The organism is Micromonospora rifamycinica, from assembly GCF_900090265.1.
Lineage (GTDB): Bacteria > Actinomycetota > Actinomycetes > Mycobacteriales > Micromonosporaceae > Micromonospora > Micromonospora rifamycinica.
This window is the reverse complement of sequence record NZ_LT607752.1, coordinates 5,334,898-5,358,909: the sequence shown is the minus strand read 5'-3', so window position 1 is coordinate 5,358,909 and position 24,012 is coordinate 5,334,898. Positions and strand designations below refer to the sequence as shown.

Here is a 24,012-nt window from a genome sequence, read left to right as displayed (position 1 = left end):
GTCGGTCGCAGGGGCGTTCAGGCCACCAGGCCGGCGCGGAAGCCGGCGGCCACGGCGTGCGCCCGGTCGCGGGCACCGAGCTTGCGGAACAGCCGGCGGGCGTGTGTCTTGACGGTGTCCTCCGAGACGAACAGCTCCCGACCGATCTCGGCGTTGCTCTTGCCCTCGGCCATGCCGAGCAGCACCTGGAGTTCCCGTTCGGTCAGCCCGACGGAGCTGCGGCCGCCACGGGCGCCGGAGGTCGGGCGCGGCAGGGTGCCGGTCGGTGGCGGCTCGGCCGCGCCGGCGTCCGGCTCCCCCTCGACCTCGTCGTCCCCGCGCTGCACGGGCACCACCGAAGGCGCTCCGGGTGGCCCCTCGGCGGCCGGCGGCGACCAGCCCGCTGCCGGCGGTCGACCGGCGGCGGGCCGGGGTGGCGCGCCCACCGCGGCGGTGTCCCGGGCCGGGTCGGCGACCCGGTGCCGGGCGGGCCGGCCGGGCGCGGAGAGCAGCAGCAGGGCCTTGGCCACCGCGCTGGTCAGGTCATGGTCGGCGCCCTGGATCAGGCCCCGCGCACCGGCGTTGATGGTGGCCGCCGCCGCCTCCGACTCCTCGGTGCCGAGCAGCAGCACCGCGGCCTGCGGGGCGCGGGCGAGCACCCGGCGGACGAAGCCGGCGCTGTCCGGCCGGGTGAGCGCCGTGTCGGCGAGCACCACGTCGACCGGGCGCTCGGCGAGCCGCAGCATCGCCTCGGGATCGGAGACAGCCGTCCGGACGACCGAAGCCAGGCCGAGTCGCGCCGCCGCGTTGGTCAACTGCTGCGCGGCGATCGGTGTCCGAACGCATACGAGAACGGTACGCACGGTGTTCTCCTCTCCGGACACGAGCAGACCATGACGGGCTCCACCGGGGAGGAGGTTCCCGGCAATCCTCCGAACTTTTCCGACATTTGGGGCATCTGGCGCAAGCTGTTCGGCTTTTCGATCTCAACACGTGTGAGTCGGCGAGGGTTCGGGTACCGAGGCTGCACGCCGGAAGCGCGGTACGCCAGCGCGGACCACAGCCCGGACGCCGGTTCAACGAGGATCTCCGCGGTGCCGCGCGGGAGGAGGGGTGCTGATGTCGAACGTACGCAGACTGCCCGGTCCCATCGTCGACCTGTGGGACTGGCAGCGTCTCGGTGCCTGCCGGGGCCGGGACAGCGCCCAGTTCTTCCACCCGGACGGTGAGCGGGGGTCGTCCCGCCTGCGCCGGGAGTCCAGCGCCAAGTCCGTCTGCGGGGGTTGCCCGGTCCGGGCCGAGTGCGCCGCCCACGCCCTGTCCGTCCGCGAGCCGTACGGCGTCTGGGGCGGGCTCAGCGAGTCGGAGCGGCTGCGGCTGCTCGCCCTCGGCTGGGAGGACCTGGCCGACCGCCGGCAGACCCGGGTCGACATCGCCCGCATGGAGGCCCGCCTCGGCGCTCCGCACAAGACCGCCGTGCCGGCCCAGCGCAAGATCGCCTGACCGACCCAGCACACCTCGACGAGGCCGCACTCCGATCTCCGGAGCGCGGCCTCGTCGTTTCCCGGCCCATGGTCCGCCGTCGGGCCGACATGCACGAGAAGCGGGGCGGGCCCGGCACAGCCGGACCCGCCCCTTCATGCCACCCGATCCTGCTCCGAGCCGTCGTGCGGCTCACCCGGTGCGGCGTTCGCCGCCGGTCGCGGAGGTCAGGAACAGCGGGGTCGCACCTGCGTCACGCCGTCAGCGCTGCAGGGTCAGCAGACCCGGCCGGTACGGCAGGAGGCCGTAGTCACCGCCCGAGTTCGTGGCGCGGCCCTGGTACAGCAGCTGCAGGTTGCACGGGTCGATCGTGTTGGTCTGGTCCGCGCTGGTGCGCAGCAGCTCGCCGTGGCTGATGTCGTTGGTCCAGGTGGCACCGCTGTTGGCCTTGCCCGCGAACGGGTTGTTGTAGGTCGTCGCGTTCGGCGTCCAGGTGCCGCCCAGGCTGGTCGCCGTGAACGAGCGGAAGTAGCGCTCCCAGCCGCTGGTCCTGGCCTCGATGATCATCAGGTACTGGTTGCGGCCCGCGACCTTGTAGACCTGCGGCGCCTCGAAGATGTTCTCCGAGGTGTCGCTCATGATGGTGGTGTAGTTGGAGCCGAAGCTGCCCGGGAAGTTCCCGATCGGCATGATCTGGCGGTAGATCTTGCCGTTGTCACCGGCGAAGAACAGGTACATGTTCTGGTCGTCGCCGATGATCGTCTGGTCGATCACGCCGGTGCCGGAGTCGGTGATCTTCGCGGTCGACAGGGTCTGCGCGGCCGACCAGCCGTTGGCGTTGGCCGGGTTGGTCGACGTGCGGTACGAGAACGACGTCGGGCCCCACTGGTGGGCGAGGATCCAGATGTTCTTCGGCGCGAAGTAGAACAGCGACGGCGCGACGGTGCTCTGGCTCATGGTGTTCTGGGGGGCCGTGGCGAGCTGGTTGAGGTTGTCGACCAGGCCGAAGTTCATCGAACCCCAGCCGCCGGTGGCGCTGCTGCTGTGGGTGGTGGCGTACACCAGCTGCTTGCCCTGGTAGGGGGCGATGGTGAAGTCCTTGAGCGACGCCCAGCCGGACTTCGGCTGCGCCAGCGGGCCGGTCGACGACCAGCGGTAGGTCGTCGGCAGGGAGCAGTTGCCCGTCGGCGGCGGGGTGGTCGGCGGGGGCGTGGTCGGCGGCGGGGTGGTGGGGGGCGGGGTGGTCGGCGGCGGGGTCGTGGGGGGCGGGGTGGTGGGAGGCGGGGTGGTCGGGTTCGTCCCCCCGTTGCAGGCCACCCCGTTGAGCGCGAAGCTCGTCGGGACGGGGTTGCTGGACGTCCACGCGCCGTTGAAGCCGAACGACACCGAGCCGTTGGTCGGGATGGCGCCGTTGTAGCTGACGTTCTTGGCGGTCACCGCCGAGCCGCTCTGCGTCACGGTGGCGTTCCATGCCTGCGTCACCGACTGCCCGGAGCCGAAGGACCAGGTCAGGGTCCAGCTGCTCAGCGCGTCGCCCAGGTTGGTGATCGCGACGTTGGCACCGAAGCCGCCACCCCACTCGGAGGACACGGTGTAGTTCACCGAGCAACCCGCCGCTGCGGCACCCGCCGGCAACGCGGTGACGATCGATGCCGATGCCAGCATTGCGACACCGGCCGAGACCAGGCCGACATTGGCCGATCTGGATCTGGACATAAAACATCCTCCTGACGGGACGGGACGTGCACATTGGTGGTGGTCGGTGTTAGGTGAACGTTAACAGTCGCATCAGGGATGTTACGGGAGCGCTCCCACAGCCTCAACCCTCGATACCGCGGAGGATTTTCCATCCATCAACATATTGATCATGCTTGATGACTGACAGGTGGTGGAGAATCAGCGGACGGTGACCGTGACCCGGTGCCAGCCGGTCGCCCCGTCCGGGGCCACCGGCGCGGCCAGCGCGGTCTGGGTCTCACCGTTCCGGTCGGTCGCCCGCACCTGGAGGGTGTGCTCGCCCGGGGTCGCCGGCCACCGCCACGACCACTGCACCCAGGTGTCCACCGACACCGCCGGGGCGAGGGTCGCCTGCTGCCAGGCGCCGCCGTCCACCCGCACCTCCACCCGGCTGATCCCCCGGTGCTGTGCCCAGGCCACCCCCGCCACCACCACCTCACCCGCGGTCAGCCGGTTGCGCGGACGCGGGGTGTCGATCCTCGACTGCGTCTTCACCGGCCCCTGCGCCGACCAGCCCCGCGGCACCCAGTACGCGTCGAAGTCGGCGAAGCTGGTCAGCTCCAGCTCGGTGACCCACTTGCAGGCCGACACGTACCCGTAGAGGCCGGGCACCACCATCCGCACCGGGAACCCGTGCTCGACCGGCAGCGGCTCGCCGTTCATCCCCACCGCCAGCAGGGCGTCCCGGCCGTCGCGCAGCACCGCCGTCGGGGTGCCGCAGGTCCAACCGTCGACCGAGCGGCCGACCACCTGGTCGGCCCCCTCCTCCGGCTCGGCCTCGTCCAGCAGCTCCCTGATCGGCACCCCCAGCCAGCGGGCATTGCCGATCAGGTCCCCGCCCACCTCGTTGGAGACGCAGGCCAGGGTCACGTACCGCTCGACCATCGGCCGGGCCAGCAACTCGGCGAAGGTCAGCTCGATCGGGTTGCGCACCCGACCGTGGATGCGCAACCGCCAGGTCTGCGGGTCGACCTGCGGCACCACCAGCGCCGTGTCGATCCGGTAGAACCCGCCGTTCGGGGTGGTGTAGGGGGCGAGCTGGGCCAGGGACAGGTCCGCGCCGGGCGGCACCGGCGGCGCCGCCACCGCCGGGGTGGGCAGGGCGACCGCCTCCCGGGCCGCCGAGACACCCCGCCGGCCGGCGAGCCAGTGCCCACCCAGCCCCACCACCGTCGCCGTGCCCGCGAGCAGGCCGGCCCCGTGCAGGAACCGCCGCCGGGACTCCGGGTCGGTCGACTCCGACGGCTCCGACCCGACGGGCGGCCCGCCGGCCGGAAGCGGCCCGGGGTGGGCGGCCGGTAGCGGGGTGGGCGGCTGCCAGGGCCACGGGTCGAGCTGCCAGGGACCGGCCACGAAGGCCCAGAGCACCAGCCCGCCCAACCCCCCGCCGACCAGGGCGGGGAGCGCGTCGGCGGCATCCGCGCCGGCCCGGGTGAGCGCGGCGGCGGCACCGACACCGGCGAACGCCGCGATACCGGCCAGCCCGACGGCGAGCCGGCGCGCGGCCAGCACGCCGATCCCGGCGGCGAAGGCCGCCAGCAGCACCGCCGTGCCGACCAGCAGGGCGATCTTGTCGTACCGGCCGAAGACGTCGATGGCGAACTGTTTGAGCGGCTCGGGCACCACGTCGACCACCACCCCGCCGACCGCGATCAGCGGCGCGGAACGCGGACCGGTGAGGACGGCGACCGGCTCGGCGACACCGATGGCCACCACGGCGGCGGTGACCCCGGCCAGCGCGGCGAAGCCGCGGGGGGTGCTCATCGGGCAAGTGTCGTCGATCGACCGCCCCGGCCGCCAACCACGTCACCGTTCCGTAAGCAGGTGCCCCGCATGCGTCAGGGCGCACCGCCGACGTACGACGGTGCGCCCTGAACCGGATCTGGCGCGGGGTCAGAAACCGGGGCCGTGCTGGTGGCCGTGGCCGTGCCCACCGGCGGCGGCCGGCTCCGGCTGCTCCGGCTTCTCGACCACCAGGCTCTCGGTGGTCAGCAGCAGGCCGGCGATCGACGCGGCGTTGGTGACCGCGTTGCGGGTCACCTTCACCGGGTCGATGATGCCGGACTTCACCAGGTCGACGTACTCGCCCTTGGCGGCGTCGAGGCCGTGGCCCCAGTCCTGGCCGGCGACCTTCTCCACCACCACGTAACCGTCGTGGCCGGCGTTCTGGGCGATCCAGCGCAGCGGCTCGACCAGCGCCTTGCGCACGATCGAGACGCCGACCTTCTCGTCACCGGTCAGGCCGAGGTCGTCGTCGAGCACCGAGCGGATCTGGGCCAGCGCGGCACCGCCGCCGGGGACCGTACCCTCCTCGACCGCGGCCTTGGTCGCGGCGATCGCGTCCTCGATGCGGTGCTTGCGCTCCTTCATCTCGACCTCGGTCGCCGCGCCGGCCTTGATGACCGCGATGCCACCGGAGAGCTTGGCCAGCCGCTCGGCCAGCTTCTCCCGGTCCCAGTCGGAGTCGGACGCCTCGATCTCCTTGCGGATCTGGGCGACCCGGTCGGTGACCTCGGCGGACTTGCCGCCGCCGTCGACGACGGTGGTGTTCTCCTTGTCGACCACGACCCGCCGGGCGGTGCCGAGCGCCTCCAGGCCCACCTGGTCGAGCCGGTAGCCCAGCTCCGGGGCGACCAGCTCGGCTCCGGTCAGGATCGCCATGTCCTGGAGCATCGCCTTGCGCCGGTCGCCGAAGCCGGGGGCCTTGACCGCGCAGACCTTGATGGTCTTGCGGAGCGCGTTGACCACCAGGGTGGACAGCGCCTGGCCCTCGACGTCCTCGGCGACGATCAGCAGCGGCTTGCTGTTCTGGAGGACCTTCTCCAGCAGCGGCAGCAGCTCCTCGATCGCCGAGATCTTCTGCGTGGTGATGAGGATGTACGGGTCGTCCAGCACCGACTCCTGCGACTCCGCGTCGGTGACGAAGTTCGGCGAGATGAAGCCCTTGTCGAACTGGAGACCCTCGGTCACCTCCAGCTCGGTGGTGAGGGTGGAGCCCTCCTCGACGGTGATGACACCGTCACGGCCGACCTTCTCCATCGCCTCGGCGATCAGCGCGCCGATGGTGGCGTCCTGCGCGGAGATCGTCGCGACGTGCGCGATCGACTCCTTGTCGGCCACCTCCACGGCCCGGCCGAGCAGCGCCTCGGAGACCTTGGTGGCCGCCGCGTCGACGCCCCGCTTGAGGCCGGTCGGGTTGGCCCCGGCGGCCACGTTGCGCAGGCCCTCGCGCACCATCGCCTGGGCCAGCACGGTCGCGGTGGTGGTCCCGTCGCCGGCGACGTCGTTGGTCTTCGTCGCCACCTCCTTGACCAGCTGCGCGCCGAGGTTCTCGTACGGGTTGGTGAGCTCGATCTCCTTGGCGATGGTCACACCATCGTTGGTGATCGTGGGCGCACCGAATTTCTTGTCCAGGACGACGTTGCGCCCGCGCGGGCCGAGGGTGACCTTGACCGCGTCCGCGAGGGCGTTGACACCGTGCTCCAGCAGGTGCCGGGCGTCGTCCGAGAAGCTCAGGATCTTCGCCATGAATGTCCCTTCGAAGCGACGTCGCCCCGGCCCGGCGAGCCGGACCGGGGCGACGACACTGGAATCGGTTGGTTACTTCTCGATGACCGCGAGAACGTCGCGGGCGGAGAGCACCAGGTACTCCTCGCCGGCGTACTTGATCTCGGTGCCGCCGTACTTCGAGTAGAGAACGGTGTCGCCGACCTTGACGTCGAGCGGCACGCGGTTGCCCTTGTCGTCGATCCGGCCGGGGCCGACGGCGAGGACGGTGCCCTCCTGCGGCTTCTCCTTGGCGGTGTCGGGGATCACGATGCCCGACGCCGTGGTGGTCTCAGCCTCGTTCGCCTGGACCACGATGCGGTCCTCGAGCGGCTTGATCGCAACCTTGGTCGCGGTAGTCACGGGCATACCCTCCTGGGGTACTTGGTTTCGTTGCCGGCCGAGAGTCCGACCGGCGTCAATTGCCACATGCCACCGGGCGGGGCCGTCGTCGCGGGTGCCGGTCCGCCTGGCGTTCAGCACCCGGACCGGATGGCCCGGACGCTGGCACCCTCGGGGTGAGAGTGCTAATCGCAGGTTATTCCTCGGCTAGCACTCCGTCAAGGAGAGTGCCAACGAGACACCTCCCCGTGTCGCCCCGGTCCGGCACCGGAGCGGACAATGGGCGGGTGGATCTGGACCAGTTCGCCGCCCTGCGTACCCCCGAGGGGTCGGCCGTGCTCGCCGCGGCGACCGAGGTGGCCGGCGGCGACCCGCTGGTCGCGGCGGCGGCGCTGCGCTCGCGCGGGGTGCCGGCCGGGCTGGCCGCCGCCGCGCTGACCCAGGCCGAGCTGCGCCGCCGGGCGGTCGGCAAGTTCGGCCCGGAGGCCGCCGGGATGTTCCTCACCCGCCCCGGCCTGGAGCAGGCCACCCGCCGCGTGGTCGCCGACCGGCGGGCCGCCCGGCTCGCCGCCGCCGGGGTGCACACCCTCGCCGACCTGGGCTGCGGCCTCGGCGCCGACGCACTCGCCGCCGCCCGCGCCGGAATCCGGGTGTACGGGGTGGAGGCCGACCCGGTCACCGCCGCGCTGGCCGCCGCGAACGCCGAGGCGGCCGGGCTGGCCGCGATGTTCACCGTGGAGTGCGGCGACGCGACCGCGTTCGACGTGACCCGGGTCGACGCCGTCTTCTGCGACCCGGCCCGCCGGCGGGCCGGCACCGGGAGACGGATCTTCGAACCGGACGCCTACTCGCCACCGTGGGACTTCGTCACCGGGCTGGCCGGGCGGGTGCCGCACACGGTGGTCAAGGTGGCCCCCGGCCTCGACCACGCGCGGATCCCGGCCGGGACCGAAGCGGAGTGGGTCAGCGTCGACGGCGACCTGGTCGAGGCGGCCCTCTGGGGTGGCCCGCTCGCCGGGGTGCCCCGCCGGGCGACCGTGCTGCGGTCGGAGCGGCCCGCCGCCCGGCAGCGCCCGCCGGGCGGCCCGGGCGAACCGACGACGCGCAGCCACCAGCTGACCGGCGCGGGCGACACGGAGGCGACGGTCGGACCGGTGCGCCGCTACCTGTACGACCCGGATCCGGCGGTGGTCCGGGCACACCTGGTCGCCGAGCTGGCCGGCACGCTGGACGCGACCCTGGCCGACCCGAGCATCGCCTACCTGTACGCCGACACCCCGCGGCCGACACCGTTCGGCCGCTGCCTGGAGATCGTCGACGTGTTGCCGTTCTCGCTGAAGCGGCTGCGGGCGCTACTGCGGGAGCGGCGGATCGGCCGGGTGGAGATCCTCAAGCGGGGCTCGGCGCTGGTGCCCGAACAGCTGCGCCGGGACCTCAGGCTGGCCGGGGAGAACCCGGCCAGCCTGGTGCTGACCCGGGTGGCCGGGGCGCCGACGGTGCTGATCGGCAGACCGGTCGCGGGTGCGGATGAGGGTGCGCCCGGCTAGCGTGACCGGCATGGCGGGACGGGCCACCGCGGCGACGGCGCTGCTGACCAAGCGGAAGATCGCGCACCGCACCCATCCGTACGACGTCTCCCCGGACGCGCCCGACTACGGCGCACTGGTCGCGGCGGCGCTCGGGGTGCCGCCGGAGCGGGTGTTCAAGACGCTGGTCGTCGAGGTGGACGGGGCGCTGGCGGTGGCGGTCGTCCCGGTCACCGGCGAGCTGGACCTCAAGGCGCTGGCGGCGGCGCTGGGCGGCAAACGGGCCGCGCTGGCCGACCGGGCCGTGGCCGAGCGGAGCACCGGATACGTGCGGGGTGGGATCAGCCCGCTCGGTCAGCGACGCCGGTTGCCGACGGTGGTGGACGTCTCCGCGCTGGCCCACGGGACCGTCTACGTCTCGGCCGGCCGCCGGGGGTTGCAGCTCGAACTCGCCCCGGCCGACCTGGTCGCCCTGAGCGGGGCCGGCACCGCCCGGATCGCCGCCGGCTGACCGGGCGGCGGCGGTCGCGGACCGGCCAGGGGCGACGGTTGCGGACCGGACACGAAGCGTGATTACCGGACGGGTGTCCCGGAGGTGACAACCGCGTTGCTGAATTGTTACCGCCGCCAACAAACTTCTGACCTCGGCACCCTTGCGCCCGGGATGTGAGCGGGAATACGTTGCCGGACACAACAAAACACCGACCACTCCTTCCCCCACCCTCGAAAGGACCCGTGCAGACATGCGCAAGGGCTTCCTCACCTTCGCCGCCGTCGGCCTGCTGGCCACCGGCAGCATGGCCGCCTGTGGCGACGACTCCAAGAGCAACGAGGCCGGCGGCAGCACCGACAAGAAGCCGAAGATCGGCGTGATCCTGCCGGACAGCAAGTCCTCCGCCCGCTGGGAGACCGCTGACCGCAGGTTCCTCAAGGAGGCGTTCGACGCCGCCGGTGTCGAATCGGACATCCAGAACGCCCAGAACGACAAGAACGCCTTCCAGACCATCGCCGACCAGATGATCACCGGTGGGGTCACCACCCTGATGATCGTCAACCTGGACTCCGGCACCGGCAAGGCCGTGCTGGACAAGGCGAAGTCGCAGGGTGTCGCGACGATCGACTACGACCGGCTCACCCTGGGCGGCTCGGCCCAGTACTACGTCAGCTTCGACAACGAGGCCGTCGGCAAGCTCCAGGGCGAGGGCCTGGCGAAGTGCCTGACCGAGAAGGGCGTCAAGAACCCGACGGTCGCCTACCTCAACGGCTCGCCGACCGACAACAACGCCACCCTGTTCAAGAACGGCTACGACTCGGTGCTCAAGCCGAAGTTCGAGTCGAAGGAATACACCAAGGGCCCGGACCAGTCGGTGCCGGACTGGGACCCGGCGCAGGGTGCCACGATCTTCGAGCAGATGCTCACCCAGACCGGCGGCAAGATCGACGGTGTGCTCTCCGCCAACGACGGCCTGGGCAACGCGGCCATCTCGGTGCTGAAGAAGAACAAGCTCAACGGCAAGGTCCCGGTGACCGGCCAGGACGCCGACGTGACCGGCCTGCAGAACATCCTCGCCGGTGACCAGTGCATGACCGTCTACAAGGCCGTCAAGAAGGAGGCCGACGCGGCCGCCGAGCTGGCCATCGCCGTGGCGAAGGGCGAGCGCAAGGAGACCGGGCAGACCGTCAAGGACCCGGAGAGCGGCCGGGACGTCCCGTCCGTCCTGCTGGAGCCGAAGGCGATCGACAAGTCGACCGTCAAGGACGTGGTGGCCGACGGCTACGTCGACAAGGCCAAGCTCTGCACCGGCGCGTACGCCGCGCTCTGCACGGCGAACGGCATCAGCTGACCCGTACGACGAGCGTCGTACCCCGTCGACGCGACGCCGCCCGGCACGGAACCTCGTGCCGGGCGGCGCTCGCCGCCGGACGGGCTCCGAGACCTTCCCTCCGTCCGAAGGAGACCCCCGTGTCCGCGACCCCCCTGCTGGAACTGCGCGGGATCGACAAGAGCTTCGGTCCCGTCCAGGTCCTGCGCGACGTCGCCCTCGCCGCCCACGCCGGAGAGGTGACCGCACTGGTCGGCGACAACGGCGCCGGCAAGTCCACCCTGGTCAAGTGCATCAGTGGCATCTATCCGGCCGACGCCGGCGAGTTCCTCTTCGACGGCCGCCCGGTGAGCATCAACAGCCCCCGGGACGCCGCCACGCTCGGCATCGAGGTCGTCTACCAGGACCTCGCGCTCTGCGACAACCTCGACATCGTGCAGAACATGTTCCTCGGCCGGGAGAAGCACAGCGGGCTGGTGCTCGACGAGCCGACCATGGAGCAGATGGCGGCGGAGACCCTGGCCGGGCTCTCCGTACGGACGGTGAAGTCGCTGCGCCAGCACGTCTCCAGCCTCTCCGGCGGCCAGCGGCAGACCGTCGCCATCGCCAAGGCGGTGCTCTGGAACAGCAAGCTGGTCATCCTGGACGAGCCGACCGCCGCGCTGGGCGTGGCACAGACCGCCCAGGTCCTCGAACTGGTCCGCCGGCTGGCCGACAACGGCCTGGCCGTGGTCCTGATCTCGCACAACATGAACGACGTCTTCGCGGTCTCCGACCGGATCGCCGCGCTCTACCTCGGCCAGATGGTCGCCCAGGTGAAGACCACCGACATCACCCACTCGCAGGTCGTCGAGCTGATCACCGCCGGCCGCTCCGGCAACCTCGGCCTCACCGGCGAGCCGGTCACCGCCGGCAACGGCACCGGCGCGGCCCCCGCCGACACCACTCCAGGAGGCGTTCGATGACCACCACCGCCGTGCGCAAGGAAGGCCCGGCGGCGGTCACGCCGTCGCCGACCGTCGGCAGCCACCTCCGCGGCTACTGGGGCCGGGTACGCGGCGGCGACATCGGCGCGCTGCCGGCCGTGCTCGGACTGATCGTGCTCTGCACGGTCTTCTCCGTCATGCGGCCGTCGTTCCTCACCGCCGGCAACTTCGCCAACCTGTTCACCCAGGGCGCGGCGGTCACCCTGATCGCCATGGGGCTGGTCTTCGTCCTGCTACTCGGCGAGATCGACCTCTCCGCCGGCTTCGCCAGCGGGGTCTGCGCGGCCGTCCTGGCCAACGTCGCCACCAAGGCCGGCTACCCCTGGTACGTGGCCGTGCTCGCCGCGATCCTCACCGGCGTGCTCATCGGCACCGTGCTCGGCTTCCTGGTCGCCAAGATCGGCATCCCGTCCTTCGTGGTCACCCTGGCCGGGTTCCTCGCCTTCCAGGGCATCGTGCTGATGCTGATCAGCGGAGGCTCCAACATCCCCGTCAACGACGAGGTGCTGGTGGCCATCGCCAACCGCAACCTCCCGCCCACCCTCGGCTGGGCGCTGGCCGCCATCGCGGTCGGCGGGTACGCGGCCGTGCAGCTGCTGCGGCACCGCAAGCGGCTGGCCCGGGGCCTCACCGCCGACCCGATGGCGGTGGTGCTCGCCCGGATCGGCGGGCTGACCCTGATCCTCGGCATCGCGGTCTACATCCTCAACCAGGAGCGCAGCCGCAACGTCCTGATCAACTCGCTCAAGGGCGTGCCGATCGTGGTGCCGGTCATCGCGGTGCTGCTGATCGTCTGGACCTTCGTGCTCCAGCGCACCAGCTACGGCCGGCACGTCTACGCCGTCGGCGGCAACAAGGAGGCCGCCCGCCGGGCCGGCATCAACGTCGACCGGATCCGGATCTCGGTCTTCGTGATCTGCTCGTCCATGGCGGCCGTCGGCGGCATCGTCGCGGCGAGCCGGGCCAACTCGGTGGACCCGAACACCGGCGGCAGCAACGTGCTGCTCTACGCCGTCGGCGCGGCGGTGATCGGCGGCACCAGCCTCTTCGGCGGCAAGGGCCGGGTCCTCGACGCCGTACTCGGTGGCGCGGTGGTCGCCGTCATCGACAACGGGATGGGCCTGATGGGTTACAGCGCCGGGGTGAAGTACGTGGTCACCGGCGTGGTGCTGCTCCTCGCCGCCAGCGTGGACGCGCTGTCGCGCCGCCGGGCCGCCGCCTCCGGCACCCGCTGATCCGCGGACGCCACCGGCGGGACATGGGGTGCCAGCGACGATGCGGGTAGGACCGAGCCAGGACGAGATCCGGCGGCAGAACCTCGGGGCGCTGCTCCGGCACGTCCACGTGCACGGCGCCACCTCCCGCGCGGAACTCACCACCGCCCTCGGGCTGAACCGCAGCACCATCGGCGCGCTCACCGCCGACCTGGCCGGCGCCGGGCTGGTCAGCGAGGGGACGCCGAAGGAGACCGGCCGGGCCGGACGACCGTCGCTGGTCGTCCGGCCCGAGTCGGCCCGGGTCTACGCGTACGCGTACTCGATCGAGGTGGACCGGCTGCGGGCCGCGCGGGTCGGACTCGGCGGCGAGGTGCTCGACCGCCGTGAACTGGACCGGCCGCGCGACCTGGACGCCGCGGAGACCACCCCGATGCTGGCCGGCGCGCTGAAACAGATGCGGGAACGGGTGCCCGCCGGGTCCATCTGCGTCGGTGCCGGCGTCGCCGTCTGCGGCATGGTCCGCAAGGCCGACGGGCTGGTCCGGCTCGGCCCGACCACCGGATGGGTGGACGAGCCGATCGGCGCGGCGCTCGCCGCCGAGGTGGGCGTGGAGTTGCCGGTCACCGTCGGCAACGTGGCCGACGTCGCCGCCTTCGCCGAACACGCCCGGGGCGTCGCCGCCGGCTGCGACAACGTGATCTACCTCTACGGGGACGTCGGCGTCGGTGCCGGCATCATCGCCGGGGGCCGCCGGCTGACCGGTCACGGCGGGTACGGCGGCGAGGTCGGGCACATGGTGGTGGTGCGCGACGGAACCCCCTGCGAGTGCGGCTCGCGGGGCTGCTGGGAGACCCAGATCGGCGAGTACGGGCTGCTCCGGGCCGCCGGCCGGTCCGACGCCCGGGGCCGCGAGGCGCTGCTGGCCGTCTTCGACGCCGCCGACCGGGGCGACGCCCGCGCCCAGACCGCGGTACGACACGCCGGTGACTGGCTCGGTTTCGGGGTGGCGAACCTGGTCAACATCTTCAACCCCGAGATGGTCATCTTCGGCGGCACCATGCGGGACCTCTACCTGGCCGCCGCCGCCCAGGTCCGCAGCCGGCTCAACGAGACCGGGTTGCCCGCCTGCCTGGAGCACGTCCGGCTGCGCACCCCCAAGCTCGGTGACGACGCGGCGCTGATCGGCGCGGCCGAACTCGCCTTCGAACGGCTCCTCGCCGACCCCCTCGACGTGGGCTGAGCTGCCGCCGCGCGGCGTCCCGCCGGCCGTCCCCACCGCCCCGGTCCGGCCCCGTCCGGGCGAGTTGACCGGCCGGATGAACCGATCGGCCCGACGGTCCGTACCAGTGGGCGGAGGGCAGCCGGGCGGTTCGCTGCCCGGCGCGACAGGTCGGCCCGGATCGAGGAGGCACCGCAGCATGGCACCGCTGGATTCCGTACGTCGTCGGCGAGGGCACCGGACCCACCGGGTGGCGGTGCTGCTCGTCACCTTCCTGGCTGGTCTGGTCGTGCTACCCGGCATGGCGGTCGCCGCACCCGGCGTCCAGTTGAACGCCGCCGACATGACGCTGCTCAACGGCGTCCGGTTGGCTGGCCTGTGGGAGATGCCGGCCGGCACGATGGCCGCCGAGAAGGGCCAGTCCGCGCGGGTACGGGAGGTCGGCGCGGAGATCGCCCGTCAGCACGGCGTCCTCGACGAGCTGGTGGTGCAGGCCGCCAACAAGCTGGGCGCGACGCTGCCGACCGATCCCACCACCGAGCAGAAGGGGTGGCTGACCGAGATGCAGAACGCCTCCGGCGCTCAGTTCGACCAGATCTTCGTGACCCGGCTCCGGCTGGCGCACGGCAAGATCTTCCCGGTGATCGGCGCGGTACGGGCCAGCACCCGGGACAACACCGTACGCAAGCTCGCCGACGAGGCCAACAAGTTCGTGGGCGACCACATGGCCATGCTGGAGAGCACCGGGCTGGTCCGCTGGCAGCAGATGCCGCCGGCCGCGATCCCGGCCGCGCAGAACGACTCGCTGGTCGCCGCCGCCCAGGCCGGGGCCGCCTCCGGCCCGTCGGTCGGGGTCAGCACCACAGTGGTCTGGGCGGTCTTCCTGCTCGCGCTCGGCGCGGGCGGTTACGCCACCTGGCGGGTCATGCGCCGCAGTTGACCCTCCACGTGCGACGACGGCCCGCCGGCCTCACCGCAGGCGGGCCGTTCGGCTGTCCGGCGGCGTGCGGTCAGCGGTCGACCTGGGTGAAGTCCCAGGAGTGCGGGGGCCGGGCGACCAGGATGGCCGGTGGCTCCGGCAGCGCCCGGGGGCTGCTGCGCCACTTCGAGACGACCACCACCCGGTGGTCGGTGGACGAGAAGACCTCACTGGACACGTGCAGCGGGTCGTGTTCGAACTCGGGCAGCGCCGTGTCGCACACCCAGGTGATCAGGTCGGCGACGCCGTACGCCTCTGCCCGCGCCTCCCACATCCGGACGATCATGTCGGCTCCCCTCCGTCACACGCTGACAGTGGTCAGCGGCAGTGCCGAGTCGGCCGGCAGGTCCAGCCGGCTCGGTGCCACCCCGGCCGCCACCAGGTGCGCCCCGAGCGCGGCGACCATCGCCCCGTTGTCGGTGCACAGCCCCGGGCGGGGCACCCGGACCCGGATGCCGTACCGCTGCGCCCGCTGCTCGGCCATCGCCCGCAGCCGGGAGTTGGCCGCCACTCCCCCACCGATGACCAGGGTGTCCACCCCGTGCGCCCGACAGGCGGCCAGCGCCTTGCCGGTGAGCACGTCGCAGACCGCCTCCTGGAAGGAGGCGGCCACGTCGGCCACCGGCACCGGCTCACCGGCACGCCGCCGGCCCTCCACCCAGCGGGCCACCGCCGTCTTCAGCCCGGAGAAGGAGAAGTCGTACCGGTGGGCGGCGAGATCCCTGGCGGCGGTGAGGCCGCGCGGGAAGCCGATCGACGCCGGGTCGCCGGCCCGCGCCTCCCGGTCGATGTACGGGCCGCCCGGGAACGGCAGCCCGAGCAGCCGGGCCACCTTGTCGAACGCCTCCCCGGCCGCGTCGTCGATGGTCGCGCCCAACGGGGTGACCCCCCGGGCCAGATCGTCGACGAGCAGCAGCGAGGAGTGCCCGCCGGAGACCAGCATGGCGATCGCCGGTGCCGGCAGCGGGCCGTGTTCCAGGGTGTCCACCGCGACGTGCGCGGCCAGGTGGTTCACCCCGTACACCGGCTTCTCGGCGGCCACCGCGTAGCCCTTGGCGGCGGCCACCCCTACCAGCAGTGCCCCGGCCAGACCGGGGCCGGCGGTGACCGCGATCGCGTCGATGTCGGCGATGGTCACCCCCGCCTCGCGCAGCGCCCGGTCCATGGTCGGCACGATGGCCTCCAGGTGTGCCCGGCTGGCCACCTCCGGCACCACCCCACCGAACCGGGCGTGTTCGTCCACGCTGGAGGCCAGCGCGTCGGCGAGCAGGGTGTGCCCACGGACGATGCCCACCCCGGTCTCGTCGCAGGAGGTCTCGATGCCGAGGATCAGCGGTTCGTCACCCATGGTCCGTCCCGTCTGCGACCGGTGCCGCGTCGCGCCGCATGACCAGCGCGTCGGTGTTGCTCGGTTGGTAGTAGCCCCGTCGTACGCCGATCGGCTCGAACCCGTACGTCGCGTAGAGCCGTTGGGCGGGGGCGTTGTCGACGGCCACCTCCAGCAGGACACTGTCGATCCCGCGTCGGGCGGCCTCGGCCAGCAGGTCCTCCAGCAGCGCCCGGCCGATCCCGCGCCGCTGGGCGTCCCGGCGGACCGCGATGTTCTGCACCCACGACTCACCGGCCGGATCGACGGTGAGGCCCGCGTAGCCCACCAGCGAGCCGTCGGCGTCCAGGGCCACCCGGTAGTGGTGGCCGCTGGCCAGTTCGTTCCAGAACATCGCCGGCGACCACTGCTCCGCGCCGAACAGGTCCGCCTCGATCAGCAGCACCTCGCCGATGTGCCACCAGCGGAACCGGTCGAGTCGTACCGTCACGGCAGCACCGACTTACGGCTGGTCGCCGCCACCGCGTCCGGCCGGCGCAGGTAGAGCGGGGTGAGCGCCTCACCCGGGGCACCCGCCCGGATCCGTTCGGCGGCCAGGGCGACCAGGGCGGCGGCGTCCGGATACCGGGGTACGACGCGCAGCGGCAGCCCGAGCACGTCGGCGTAGCGGTGGGCGCCGTCCCCGGCCGCCACGGTGACCGCCAGCTCCCGAGCCTGGGCGGCGGCGACCGTCGGGGCGTCCACTGCCGGCCCGGCGATCCGCTGGCCGCTCTCGTCGTAGACCGCCCAGTAGACCTCCTTCCGCCGGGCGTCGGCCGCGACCAGCACCCGCCCCACCCCCGCTGTGGCCCGGCCGGCGGGAGCGTCCCCGGGCGCCACCGGGCCTGCCTCGGTCGAGGCTGCCGCGGTCGAAGATGCGGCGGTCGCGGGTGTCGTGGCCGAAGATGCGGCGGTCGCGGGTGCCGTGGCCGAAGATGCGGCGGTCGCGGGTGTCGCGGTTCCGGGCGCCTCGGTCCCGGATGCCTCGGTCCCGGGGGCGACGGTCGCGGGTGTCGCGGTCGGGTGGCCGATACCGTCGAGGGAGCAGACGCCGTAGGTGGGGATGCCGAGCACCTGGCCCATGGTGGCGGCGGTGACCAGCCCGACCCGCAGCCCGGTGAAAGGGCCGGGGCCGAGCCCGGCGACGATCGCCCCGAGGTCGGCTGGCCGCGCGCCGACATCGGCGAGCACCGTCTCCACCTGCGGGGCGAGCAGTTCACCGTGGGCGCGGGCGTCGACCGTGCACCGGTGCGCCCGCAGCGCGACGCCGTCCGCCGTGACCTCGGCCAGGGCCGCGGTGACCGCGGGAGTCGAGGAGTCCACCACCAGTACGAGCACGGTAAGCCAGCCTAGCCGTCCACCTGGGCCACCCGGTCACAGCCCGCCCCGCCCCTCGGCCGCCGTCCCCGCCGGGCGACGGGCGACGGGCGACGGGCGACGGGCGACGGGCGACGGGCGACGGGCGACGGGCGACGGGCGACGGGCGACGGGAAGTTATATCCGATGTTCAGTGGTATGCCTGTGCGTCATAAATATGACAGCCAGGCATACCACTCACTCCCATCACTGCATCATGCGGGGATGCCTGAGAGTAGTCGCCTCACCACGGAGATCGCCGCCATGCTGCGCTGGGAGCGCAGCGCCCAACGGCTCACCCAGCAGCAACTGGCGGATCGGGCCGGGACCAGTCAGAGCGCGGTGGCCCGGATCGAGCGCGGGGAACGGGTGCCGGGCATGCCGCTGGTGGAACGCCTCTTCGCCGCCCTGGGTCGGCAGCTCACCGTGACCGTCGAGGAGCTGGACAGCCACCTCGACGCCCGGATCGACGCCCTCGCCACGCGGTCGCTCGCCGACCGGATCGACGAACTCGGGCTGGACCGGCTGCTGGACCGGCTGGGTGACCTGCCCCACCTGCTGACCGGCGCCACCGCCGCCCTGCTCCAGGGTGCCCCGGTCCCCGCCGACGCGGTCGAGATCGCTGTGCGGTGGCGCGACTCCGCCCGGTTCACCGCCTGGCTGCAGGCCGCCTACGGGCAGCGGTGGAACGCCCGGTGGCGTGAGTTCGGCGGGCTGTACCTGGCCCCGGAGGAGCCGGGCGAGCACTACTGGTCGACCCGGTACGGCGATATCCGCGCCCAGATGTGCGACGAGCTTCCCGCAGCGATCGAGGTACGGCACGGGGAGCACAGTTACCGGGTGGTGCCGCTGGTCACGGTGGAGCTGACCGACCCGCAGGCCGCCGCCCTGCTGCGCCGGCACCGCCGCCGCTCGGCCGACCACCGCGCCACACCCGACGACCGCGCCACACCCGACGACCGCGATTCGACCGACGACCCCACCTCGGCCCACGACCCGGCCTCGGCCGTCGGCCCCGGCGCGCGAACCGGGCGGTAGGCGTCGACGCTGCTGCCCCGTGCCGGGGGCTCCGCCACCGCACACCGCCGACGTCAGCCGGCGATGCGCGGTGGCGAGAGGGTGGGGAGTGAGGGGCGAGGGGTGGGGCGCGAGGGGTGGGGCGCGAGGGGTGGGGCGCGAGGGGTGGGGTGCGAGGGGTGGGTGGCGAGGCGGCGGGTGGTGAGGGGTGAGGCGGCGGGTGAATCAGCCGGCCGAGCGCTCCCAGTCGATCGGGGGCAGACCGGCATCGGCAAGGGCCTTGTTGGTGGCGCTGAACGGGCGGCTGCCGAGGAAGCCACGCGGGTTCATCGGGCTCGGGTGACCCGCCTCCAGCACCACGTGCCGGGGGTTGGTGACCAGGGCCGCCTTCTTGCGGGCGTAGCCGCCCCAGAGCAGGAAGACCACCGGCTCGTCCCGGGCGTCCAGGGCGCGGATGGTCGCGTCGGTGAACTCCTCCCACCCCTTGTTGCCGTGCGAGCCCGGGCTGGCCTGCCGGACGGTGAGCACCGCGTTGAGCAGCAGCACCCCCTGTGCCGCCCACCCGTCCAGGTTCCCGCTGCGCGGCTTGGGCACCCCCAGGTCCTCGCTCAGCTCCTTGAAGACGTTGCGCAGCGACGGCGGCACGGACACCCCCTCGCGGACGCTGAAGCTCAGCCCGTGCGCCTGCCCCGCCTTGTGGTAAGGGTCCTGACCGAGGATCAGTACCCGGCACTGCTCGGGCTCGCACAACCGGTAGGCGGAGAAGAGATCCTCCACCGGCGGGAAGACGGTCTGGGTGGCGTACTCGCGGGCGACGTAGTCGGCCAGCGCCGCCGTCCGGGCCGGATCCAGGTGCGGGGTGAGCACGGCACGCCACGCCGGCGGCAGCAGTGCCAGCAGGTCGAGGGTGGGGGTGTCGTCGGGCATCGGCAACCTTTCGCAACGAAGTCCCCGGAACTCTAGGCAGCGGGTACGACACCCCTCAGCCCAGGGCGGCCAGCCGCCGCGCCCAGTCCCCGCCCACCGGCTCCAACTCGACCACCCGGGTGTCGTCGTCGCGGCGGTCGATGCGGACCCGCAGGTGGGCGTCGACGAGCTGCTCGACCAGCCCCTCGCCCCACTCGACCACGGTCACCGAGTCGTCCACCGAGGCGTCCAGGTCCAGGTCGTCGATCTCGGCGCGCGGGTCGGTCGCGTCGCCCAACCGGTACGCGTCGGCGTGCACCATGGCCACCGCGCCGCCGCGCGCCGGATCCGGCCGGTGCACCCGGGCGATCACGAAGGTCGGCGAGGTGACGTCGCCGCGTACCCCCAGGCCGGTGCCGAGCCCCTGGGTGAGCGCGGTCTTGCCGGCCCCCAGCGGGCCGGTGAGCAGCAGCAGGTCACCGGCGCGCAGCACGGCGGCCAGCCGCCGGCCGAAGTCCCGGGTGTCCTCGACGGTGGGCAACGTGACGCGCACCGTCACAGCGCCTCCAGGAAACGTTCCAGCGCGGCGTTGACCTCGTCGGCGTGTTCCAGCATCACCACGTGCCCACTGTCTTGGATCTTGAGATACTCGGCGTGCGGCAGCCGGCGGACGATCTCGTCCGAGTGCACCACCGGCGTGATCATGTCCTTGTCGCCCACCACGACCAGCACCGGCGTGCCGCTCAGCGCGGCCAGCGCCGGGAACCGGGAGTGGGTGGCCAGGGTCCGCAGATAGCGGGTCACCGTGTCGGCCGACGTCCGGGAGTTCATCCGCTCCACGTACGACACCAGCGCCGGGCTCGGTTTCGGGGTGCCGAAGCCGTACCGGCGGGTCAGCAGCCAGGCCACGTTGGAGGTGGACCTGCGGGCCCGGTCGATCACGATCCCGCCGTACCGGGTGGCGTTGTTCATCATGAACAGCACCGGCGAGCCGACCCGGCCGAGCAGGGCCGGGGCGACCAGCTTCGTCTCGGCGAGCAACCCGCCCGACGTGGCCATCAGCACCGTGCCGACCACCCGGTCACCGAACAGCTCCGGGTACGCCTCGGCGAACGCCATGATGGTCATCCCACCCATCGAGTGCCCGACCAGCACCAACGGCCCCTCCGGGGCGGTCCGGTCGATCACCCGGCGCAGGGTGTGGCCGAGCGCGGCGAGGTCGTACTCGCCGGTCTCCAACCGGCCCGACCGGCCGTGCCCCGGCTGGTCGTACGCGACGATCCGGTAGTCGCCCCGCTCGGCCAGCAGCTGACGCTGGAAGTGGAACGTCCCCATGTCCAGGCAGAAGCCGTGCACCAGCACCACCGTCGGGTGCCCCGGCACCGGTCGGGTCGGCTCGACCACCTCGACGTGGATGTCGGTGCCGTCCGGCAACTGCAGCCGGTACGCCTCGTCGTAGCGCTGCGCGCCGAAGTCCTCCCCGGTGTACGGGTCGGCGGGGTCGGCCTTGAGCCGGCGGACCAGGGCGCGCTCGGTGGCCACCCCGGCGGCCAGCCCGGCGGCGGCCACCCCCACCGCGGCCCCGACCACGCCGGCCACCCGCCCGGCGGCGGTCCTCGGCCGGGGCACCCGGAACCGGCTGACCGCGCTCACTGTCGCTCGCCGTCGTAGACCCGGGGCACCCGGACCCCGCCGAACCGGGTGACGATCTCGTAGTTGATCGTGCCGACCGCCTCGGCCCAGTCGTCGGCGGTCGGCATCCCGTCGTCGCCGCTGCCGAAGAGGGTCGCCACGTCACCGGCGGCCACCTCGTCGGCGCCGCAGTCGAGGACGAACTGGTCCATGCAGACCCGGCCGGAGATGGTCCGCCGCTTCCCGCCGAGCTGCACCGGGCCGACGTTGGAGGCGTGCCGGGGCACCCCGTCGGCGTAGCCGAGCGGCACCACCGCCAGGTTCGCCTCCTCGGCCGTGGTGTAGGTGTGGCCGTACGACACACCGGTGCCGGCGGGAACCCGCTTGGCGAGCATCACCCGGGCCCGCGCGGTCATCGCCCGGCGCAGCCCGAACTGCTGCCCGGCGATCGGCGACAGCCCGTACACGGCGAGCCCGGGCCGGACCAGGTCGAAGTGGGTGTCCGGCCGGGTCAGGGTGGCCGCCGAGTTGGCCAGGTGCCGGTACCGGGGGCGCAGTCCGGCCCGCTCGGCCATGGCCAGCCCCTCGTGGAAGACCGCCAACTGCCGGTCGGTGGTGGGGTGGCCGGGCGAGTCCGCGTACACGAAGTGGCTCCACACGCCGACCACCTCGACCAGGCCGTCGGCCTGGGCCTTCGCGGCGGCCTCCAGCAGGGCGGGCCAGTCGGCGACGGTGGCCCCGCCCCGGGACAGCCCGGTGTCGATCTTCAGGTGCAGCCGGGCCGGCCGGTCGGCGACCCGACCCGCCTCGACCATCTCGTCGAGCTGGGCCAGGCTCGCGGCGGCCAGGTCCACCCCGGCCGCCACCCCCTCGTGCAGCGGCAGCCCCGGGGTGAGCAGCCAGGCGAGCACCGGCACGGTGATCCCGGCCCGGCGCAGGGTCAACGCCTCGTCGAGGGTGCACACCCCCAGCCAGTCCGCCCCCGCGTCGAGCGCGGCCCGCGCCGACGGGACCATGCCGTGGCCGTACCCGTCGGCCTTCACCACCGCCATCAGCTCGGCGCCGGTGCCCGACCGGAGCCGGGTCACGTTCGCACGGATCGCGTCCAGATCGACGCGTACCTCGGCCTGCCACATGCGCCCAGCCTACTGGCGTCGGTGATCACCCGGTCGCCGGACGCCGACCCCGACCGCCGCACCCATGCCGTCAGAGCAGCGGAGCGACCACCGGGCGCAGCGCCGCCACCACGTCCGGCGCGGTCACCGGGCCGCCCCGGGCCGCCTCCCGACCGGCCAGCCCGTGCAGATACGCCGCGACGGCCGCCGCCCGCTCCGGGGCCAACCCGGCGGCGAGCAGCGCGCCGAGCAGCCCGGCCAGCACGTCCCCGGTACCCCCGGTGGCCAGCGCGGGACTGCCGGTCGGGTTGACGTACGCCCGGCCGTCCGGCGTGCCGACGACCGTGCGGTCCCCCTTGAGCAGCACCGTCGCGTTCATCCAGGCGGCCAGCCGCAGCGCGGCGGCGACCCGGTCGGCCCCCGGCTCCTCGCCGCACAGCCGGGTGAACTCCCGGTCGTGCGGGGTGACCACGATCGGGGCGTCCCGGTGGCGCAGCCGGTCGGCGAGCGAGCCGTCCACCAGCAGGGTCAGCGCGTCCGCGTCGAGTACCACCGGCACCGGCGCGGCCAGCACCGCGCGCAGCTCCGCACCGGCCTGTTCGTCGGTGCCCAGGCCGGAGCCGCAGACCCAGGCCTGCACCCGGCCCGCCCCGGCCACCCGGTCGGTGGCGATCGCCGACGGGTGCTGGCGGACCACCTCGTCCCGGGCCCCACCGGCGTACCGGACCAGGCCGGTGGGGCCGGCCAGCGCGCCACCCACCGAGAGCACCGCCGCCCCCGGGTAGGTCCGCGACCCGGTGGCCACCCCGACCACGCCCCGGCTGTACTTCTCCGCCGACGCCCCGGCGCGGGGCCACCAGGCCCGCACGTCCGACCACTCGGTGACCCGCAGTGCGGGATCCCCGCGCAGCCACGGACCGAGCCCGATGTCGACCAGCTCCACCTGACCGGCGAGCGGGGCCGCCGGGCCGACCACCAGGGCCGGCTTCAGCGCGCCGAACGCCACCGTGACGTCCGCCCGCACGGCGCGGGGCCGACCCGTGTCGTCCGTCGGCACGTCCCCGGTGTCCACCGCCACCCCGCTGGGCACGTCCACCGCGACCACGGTGGCCCGGCCGCCGTCGCGACCCCGCAGCGCGGGCAGGTCGGCGACGATCCGGTCGGCATTCTCCCGCAGGCCGCCGGTGCCCCCGATCCCGACGATCCCGTCGAGCACCAGGTCGACCACGGCGGGCGGGGCGTCGACCAACCGTCCCCCGGCGGCCCGCAGCGCGGCCAGGCCCTCGGCGTGCGCCCGGCCGGGGCTGGTCGGCAACACGGCGACCTGCGCGCCGCGCCGGGCCAGCCGCTCGCCCGCGTACAGCGCGTCGCCGCCGTTGTCGCCGGAGCCGACCAGCAGCAGCACCCGCGCGCCGTACACCCCGCCCCGGTCGGCGAGCAGCAGGGCGCAGCGCCGGGCCAGCCCCGCCGCCGCCCGCTGCATCAGCGTCCCGGGCGCCACGGTGGACATCAGACCGGCCTCCGCCGCGCGTACGTCCGCCACCCGCCACACCGGTTTCATCCCGCCCCCGTCCTCCCGCCGGCCGGTCCGTCCGCACCGACGGCCCGTCGATCACCCGGACGACCCGCCCGTCGCGGTCGACGCGCCCCCGTCCTGGCCGGCATCACCCTACCGACGGTGGGGGCGGCAGGTTAGCCATCGGCGGCGCGGCAGGCAAGTCCTGTGGACGACCCCCGGGTACGACCGCCGCCCGTCGTCCACAGGGCCGCGCCGGCAGCCGCCG

At 73.3% G+C, this 24,012-nt stretch carries 23 protein-coding genes; 9 read left to right on the top strand and 14 right to left on the bottom strand.

What is annotated here, in order from left to right; all coding sequences use genetic code 11:
- Window positions 1-17: 17 nt before the first annotated feature.
- Window positions 18-842 carry a helix-turn-helix domain-containing protein gene (locus GA0070623_RS22545; protein WP_089004351.1) on the bottom strand — a complete coding sequence of 275 codons (825 nt, stop codon included), beginning with the start codon at window positions 840-842 and terminating at the stop codon, window positions 18-20.
- A 256-nt stretch (window positions 843-1,098) separates the two neighbouring features.
- Between GA0070623_RS22545 and GA0070623_RS22540 the strand changes: the two genes are divergently transcribed.
- A complete protein-coding gene (locus GA0070623_RS22540) occupies window positions 1,099-1,482 on the top strand; it encodes a WhiB family transcriptional regulator (protein ID WP_067315890.1) in 384 nt (127 codons plus the stop codon).
- A 240-nt stretch (window positions 1,483-1,722) separates the two neighbouring features.
- Here the strand turns inward: GA0070623_RS22540 and GA0070623_RS22535 are convergent, their stop codons facing one another.
- From GA0070623_RS22535 to groES, 4 genes are all read right to left on the bottom strand, one after another.
- Window positions 1,723-3,177 (bottom strand): non-reducing end alpha-L-arabinofuranosidase family hydrolase, encoded by a 1,455-nt coding sequence (locus GA0070623_RS22535; protein WP_089004149.1) that lies wholly within the window; start codon window positions 3,175-3,177, stop codon window positions 1,723-1,725.
- A gap of 180 nt (window positions 3,178-3,357) precedes the next feature.
- The gene (locus tag GA0070623_RS22530; protein ID WP_067313453.1) at window positions 3,358-4,962 is read right to left on the bottom strand and encodes a molybdopterin-dependent oxidoreductase; all 1,605 of its coding nucleotides are present in this window, start codon (window positions 4,960-4,962) and stop codon (window positions 3,358-3,360) included.
- A 129-nt stretch (window positions 4,963-5,091) separates the two neighbouring features.
- On the bottom strand, window positions 5,092-6,726 hold the full coding sequence (groL, locus tag GA0070623_RS22525) for a chaperonin GroEL (protein ID WP_067313450.1): 1,635 nt from the start codon (window positions 6,724-6,726) through the stop codon (window positions 5,092-5,094).
- A 72-nt stretch (window positions 6,727-6,798) separates the two neighbouring features.
- Window positions 6,799-7,113 (bottom strand): co-chaperone GroES, encoded by a 315-nt coding sequence (groES, locus tag GA0070623_RS22520; RefSeq protein WP_084261531.1) that lies wholly within the window; start codon window positions 7,111-7,113, stop codon window positions 6,799-6,801.
- A gap of 260 nt (window positions 7,114-7,373) precedes the next feature.
- Between groES and GA0070623_RS22515 the strand changes: the two genes are divergently transcribed.
- The 7 genes from GA0070623_RS22515 (at window position 7,374) to GA0070623_RS22485 (ending at window position 14,797) form a co-directional block, all read left to right on the top strand.
- On the top strand, window positions 7,374-8,633 hold the full coding sequence (locus GA0070623_RS22515; RefSeq protein WP_067313448.1) for a THUMP-like domain-containing protein: 1,260 nt from the start codon (window positions 7,374-7,376) through the stop codon (window positions 8,631-8,633).
- A 10-nt stretch (window positions 8,634-8,643) separates the two neighbouring features.
- On the top strand, window positions 8,644-9,123 hold the full coding sequence (gene ybaK / locus GA0070623_RS22510) for a Cys-tRNA(Pro) deacylase (protein WP_067313455.1): 480 nt from the start codon (window positions 8,644-8,646) through the stop codon (window positions 9,121-9,123).
- A 232-nt stretch (window positions 9,124-9,355) separates the two neighbouring features.
- Entirely contained in the window at window positions 9,356-10,456 is a 1,101-nt protein-coding gene (locus GA0070623_RS22505; protein ID WP_067313446.1) for a sugar ABC transporter substrate-binding protein, read from the top strand.
- Window positions 10,457-10,575: 119 nt separating this feature from the next.
- The gene (locus tag GA0070623_RS22500; RefSeq protein WP_067313444.1) at window positions 10,576-11,400 is read left to right on the top strand and encodes an ATP-binding cassette domain-containing protein; all 825 of its coding nucleotides are present in this window, start codon (window positions 10,576-10,578) and stop codon (window positions 11,398-11,400) included.
- Window positions 11,397-12,656: a sugar ABC transporter permease gene (locus tag GA0070623_RS22495; RefSeq protein ID WP_067313441.1), complete on the top strand. Its 1,260-nt coding sequence runs from the start codon at window positions 11,397-11,399 to the stop codon at window positions 12,654-12,656. Before GA0070623_RS22500 ends, GA0070623_RS22495 begins: the two co-directional genes overlap by 4 nt.
- Window positions 12,657-12,696: 40 nt before the next feature.
- Window positions 12,697-13,878 carry an ROK family protein gene (locus GA0070623_RS22490; RefSeq protein ID WP_067313439.1) on the top strand — a complete coding sequence of 394 codons (1,182 nt, stop codon included), beginning with the start codon at window positions 12,697-12,699 and terminating at the stop codon, window positions 13,876-13,878.
- 178 nt (window positions 13,879-14,056) lie between these two features.
- Window positions 14,057-14,797: a DUF4142 domain-containing protein gene (locus GA0070623_RS22485; protein WP_067313437.1), complete on the top strand. Its 741-nt coding sequence runs from the start codon at window positions 14,057-14,059 to the stop codon at window positions 14,795-14,797.
- A gap of 70 nt (window positions 14,798-14,867) precedes the next feature.
- Here GA0070623_RS22485 and GA0070623_RS22480 read toward each other — a convergent pair whose 3' ends face one another.
- Genes GA0070623_RS22480 through tsaB form a run of 4 tightly spaced genes read right to left on the bottom strand, consistent with a single transcriptional unit; the run spans window position 14,868 to window position 17,540 of the window.
- Window positions 14,868-15,122 (bottom strand): hypothetical protein, encoded by a 255-nt coding sequence (locus GA0070623_RS22480; protein ID WP_067313435.1) that lies wholly within the window; start codon window positions 15,120-15,122, stop codon window positions 14,868-14,870.
- Window positions 15,123-15,137: 15 nt separating this feature from the next.
- The gene (tsaD, locus tag GA0070623_RS22475) at window positions 15,138-16,184 is read right to left on the bottom strand and encodes a tRNA (adenosine(37)-N6)-threonylcarbamoyltransferase complex transferase subunit TsaD (RefSeq protein ID WP_067313432.1); all 1,047 of its coding nucleotides are present in this window, start codon (window positions 16,182-16,184) and stop codon (window positions 15,138-15,140) included.
- Window positions 16,177-16,653: a ribosomal protein S18-alanine N-acetyltransferase gene (gene rimI, locus GA0070623_RS22470; protein ID WP_067313430.1), complete on the bottom strand. Its 477-nt coding sequence runs from the start codon at window positions 16,651-16,653 to the stop codon at window positions 16,177-16,179. The genes tsaD and rimI overlap by 8 nt, the downstream gene beginning before the upstream one ends.
- Window positions 16,650-17,540, bottom strand: coding sequence for a tRNA (adenosine(37)-N6)-threonylcarbamoyltransferase complex dimerization subunit type 1 TsaB (gene tsaB, locus GA0070623_RS22465; protein WP_067313428.1), 891 nt, complete (start codon window positions 17,538-17,540; stop codon window positions 16,650-16,652). The genes rimI and tsaB overlap by 4 nt, the downstream gene beginning before the upstream one ends.
- 243 nt (window positions 17,541-17,783) lie before the next feature.
- Between tsaB and GA0070623_RS22460 the strand changes: the two genes are divergently transcribed.
- Window positions 17,784-18,596, top strand: a complete 813-nt coding sequence (locus GA0070623_RS22460; RefSeq protein WP_084261679.1) for a helix-turn-helix domain-containing protein — start codon at window positions 17,784-17,786, stop codon at window positions 18,594-18,596.
- 204 nt (window positions 18,597-18,800) lie between these two features.
- Here the strand turns inward: GA0070623_RS22460 and ung are convergent, their stop codons facing one another.
- The 5 genes from ung to GA0070623_RS22435 form a co-directional block, all read right to left on the bottom strand.
- Window positions 18,801-19,502: a uracil-DNA glycosylase gene (ung, locus tag GA0070623_RS22455; protein WP_067313494.1), complete on the bottom strand. Its 702-nt coding sequence runs from the start codon at window positions 19,500-19,502 to the stop codon at window positions 18,801-18,803.
- Window positions 19,503-19,557: 55 nt separating this feature from the next.
- The gene (gene tsaE, locus GA0070623_RS22450; RefSeq protein WP_067313497.1) at window positions 19,558-20,040 is read right to left on the bottom strand and encodes a tRNA (adenosine(37)-N6)-threonylcarbamoyltransferase complex ATPase subunit type 1 TsaE; all 483 of its coding nucleotides are present in this window, start codon (window positions 20,038-20,040) and stop codon (window positions 19,558-19,560) included.
- Window positions 20,037-21,134: an alpha/beta fold hydrolase gene (locus GA0070623_RS22445; protein ID WP_067313499.1), complete on the bottom strand. Its 1,098-nt coding sequence runs from the start codon at window positions 21,132-21,134 to the stop codon at window positions 20,037-20,039. The genes tsaE and GA0070623_RS22445 overlap by 4 nt, the downstream gene beginning before the upstream one ends.
- Window positions 21,131-22,249: an alanine racemase gene (gene alr, locus GA0070623_RS22440; protein WP_067313501.1), complete on the bottom strand. Its 1,119-nt coding sequence runs from the start codon at window positions 22,247-22,249 to the stop codon at window positions 21,131-21,133. Before alr ends, GA0070623_RS22445 begins: the two co-directional genes overlap by 4 nt.
- Before the next feature lie 70 nt (window positions 22,250-22,319).
- Window positions 22,320-23,789, bottom strand: coding sequence for an NAD(P)H-hydrate dehydratase (locus tag GA0070623_RS22435; protein ID WP_067313503.1), 1,470 nt, complete (start codon window positions 23,787-23,789; stop codon window positions 22,320-22,322).
- Window positions 23,790-24,012 lie beyond the last annotated feature (223 nt).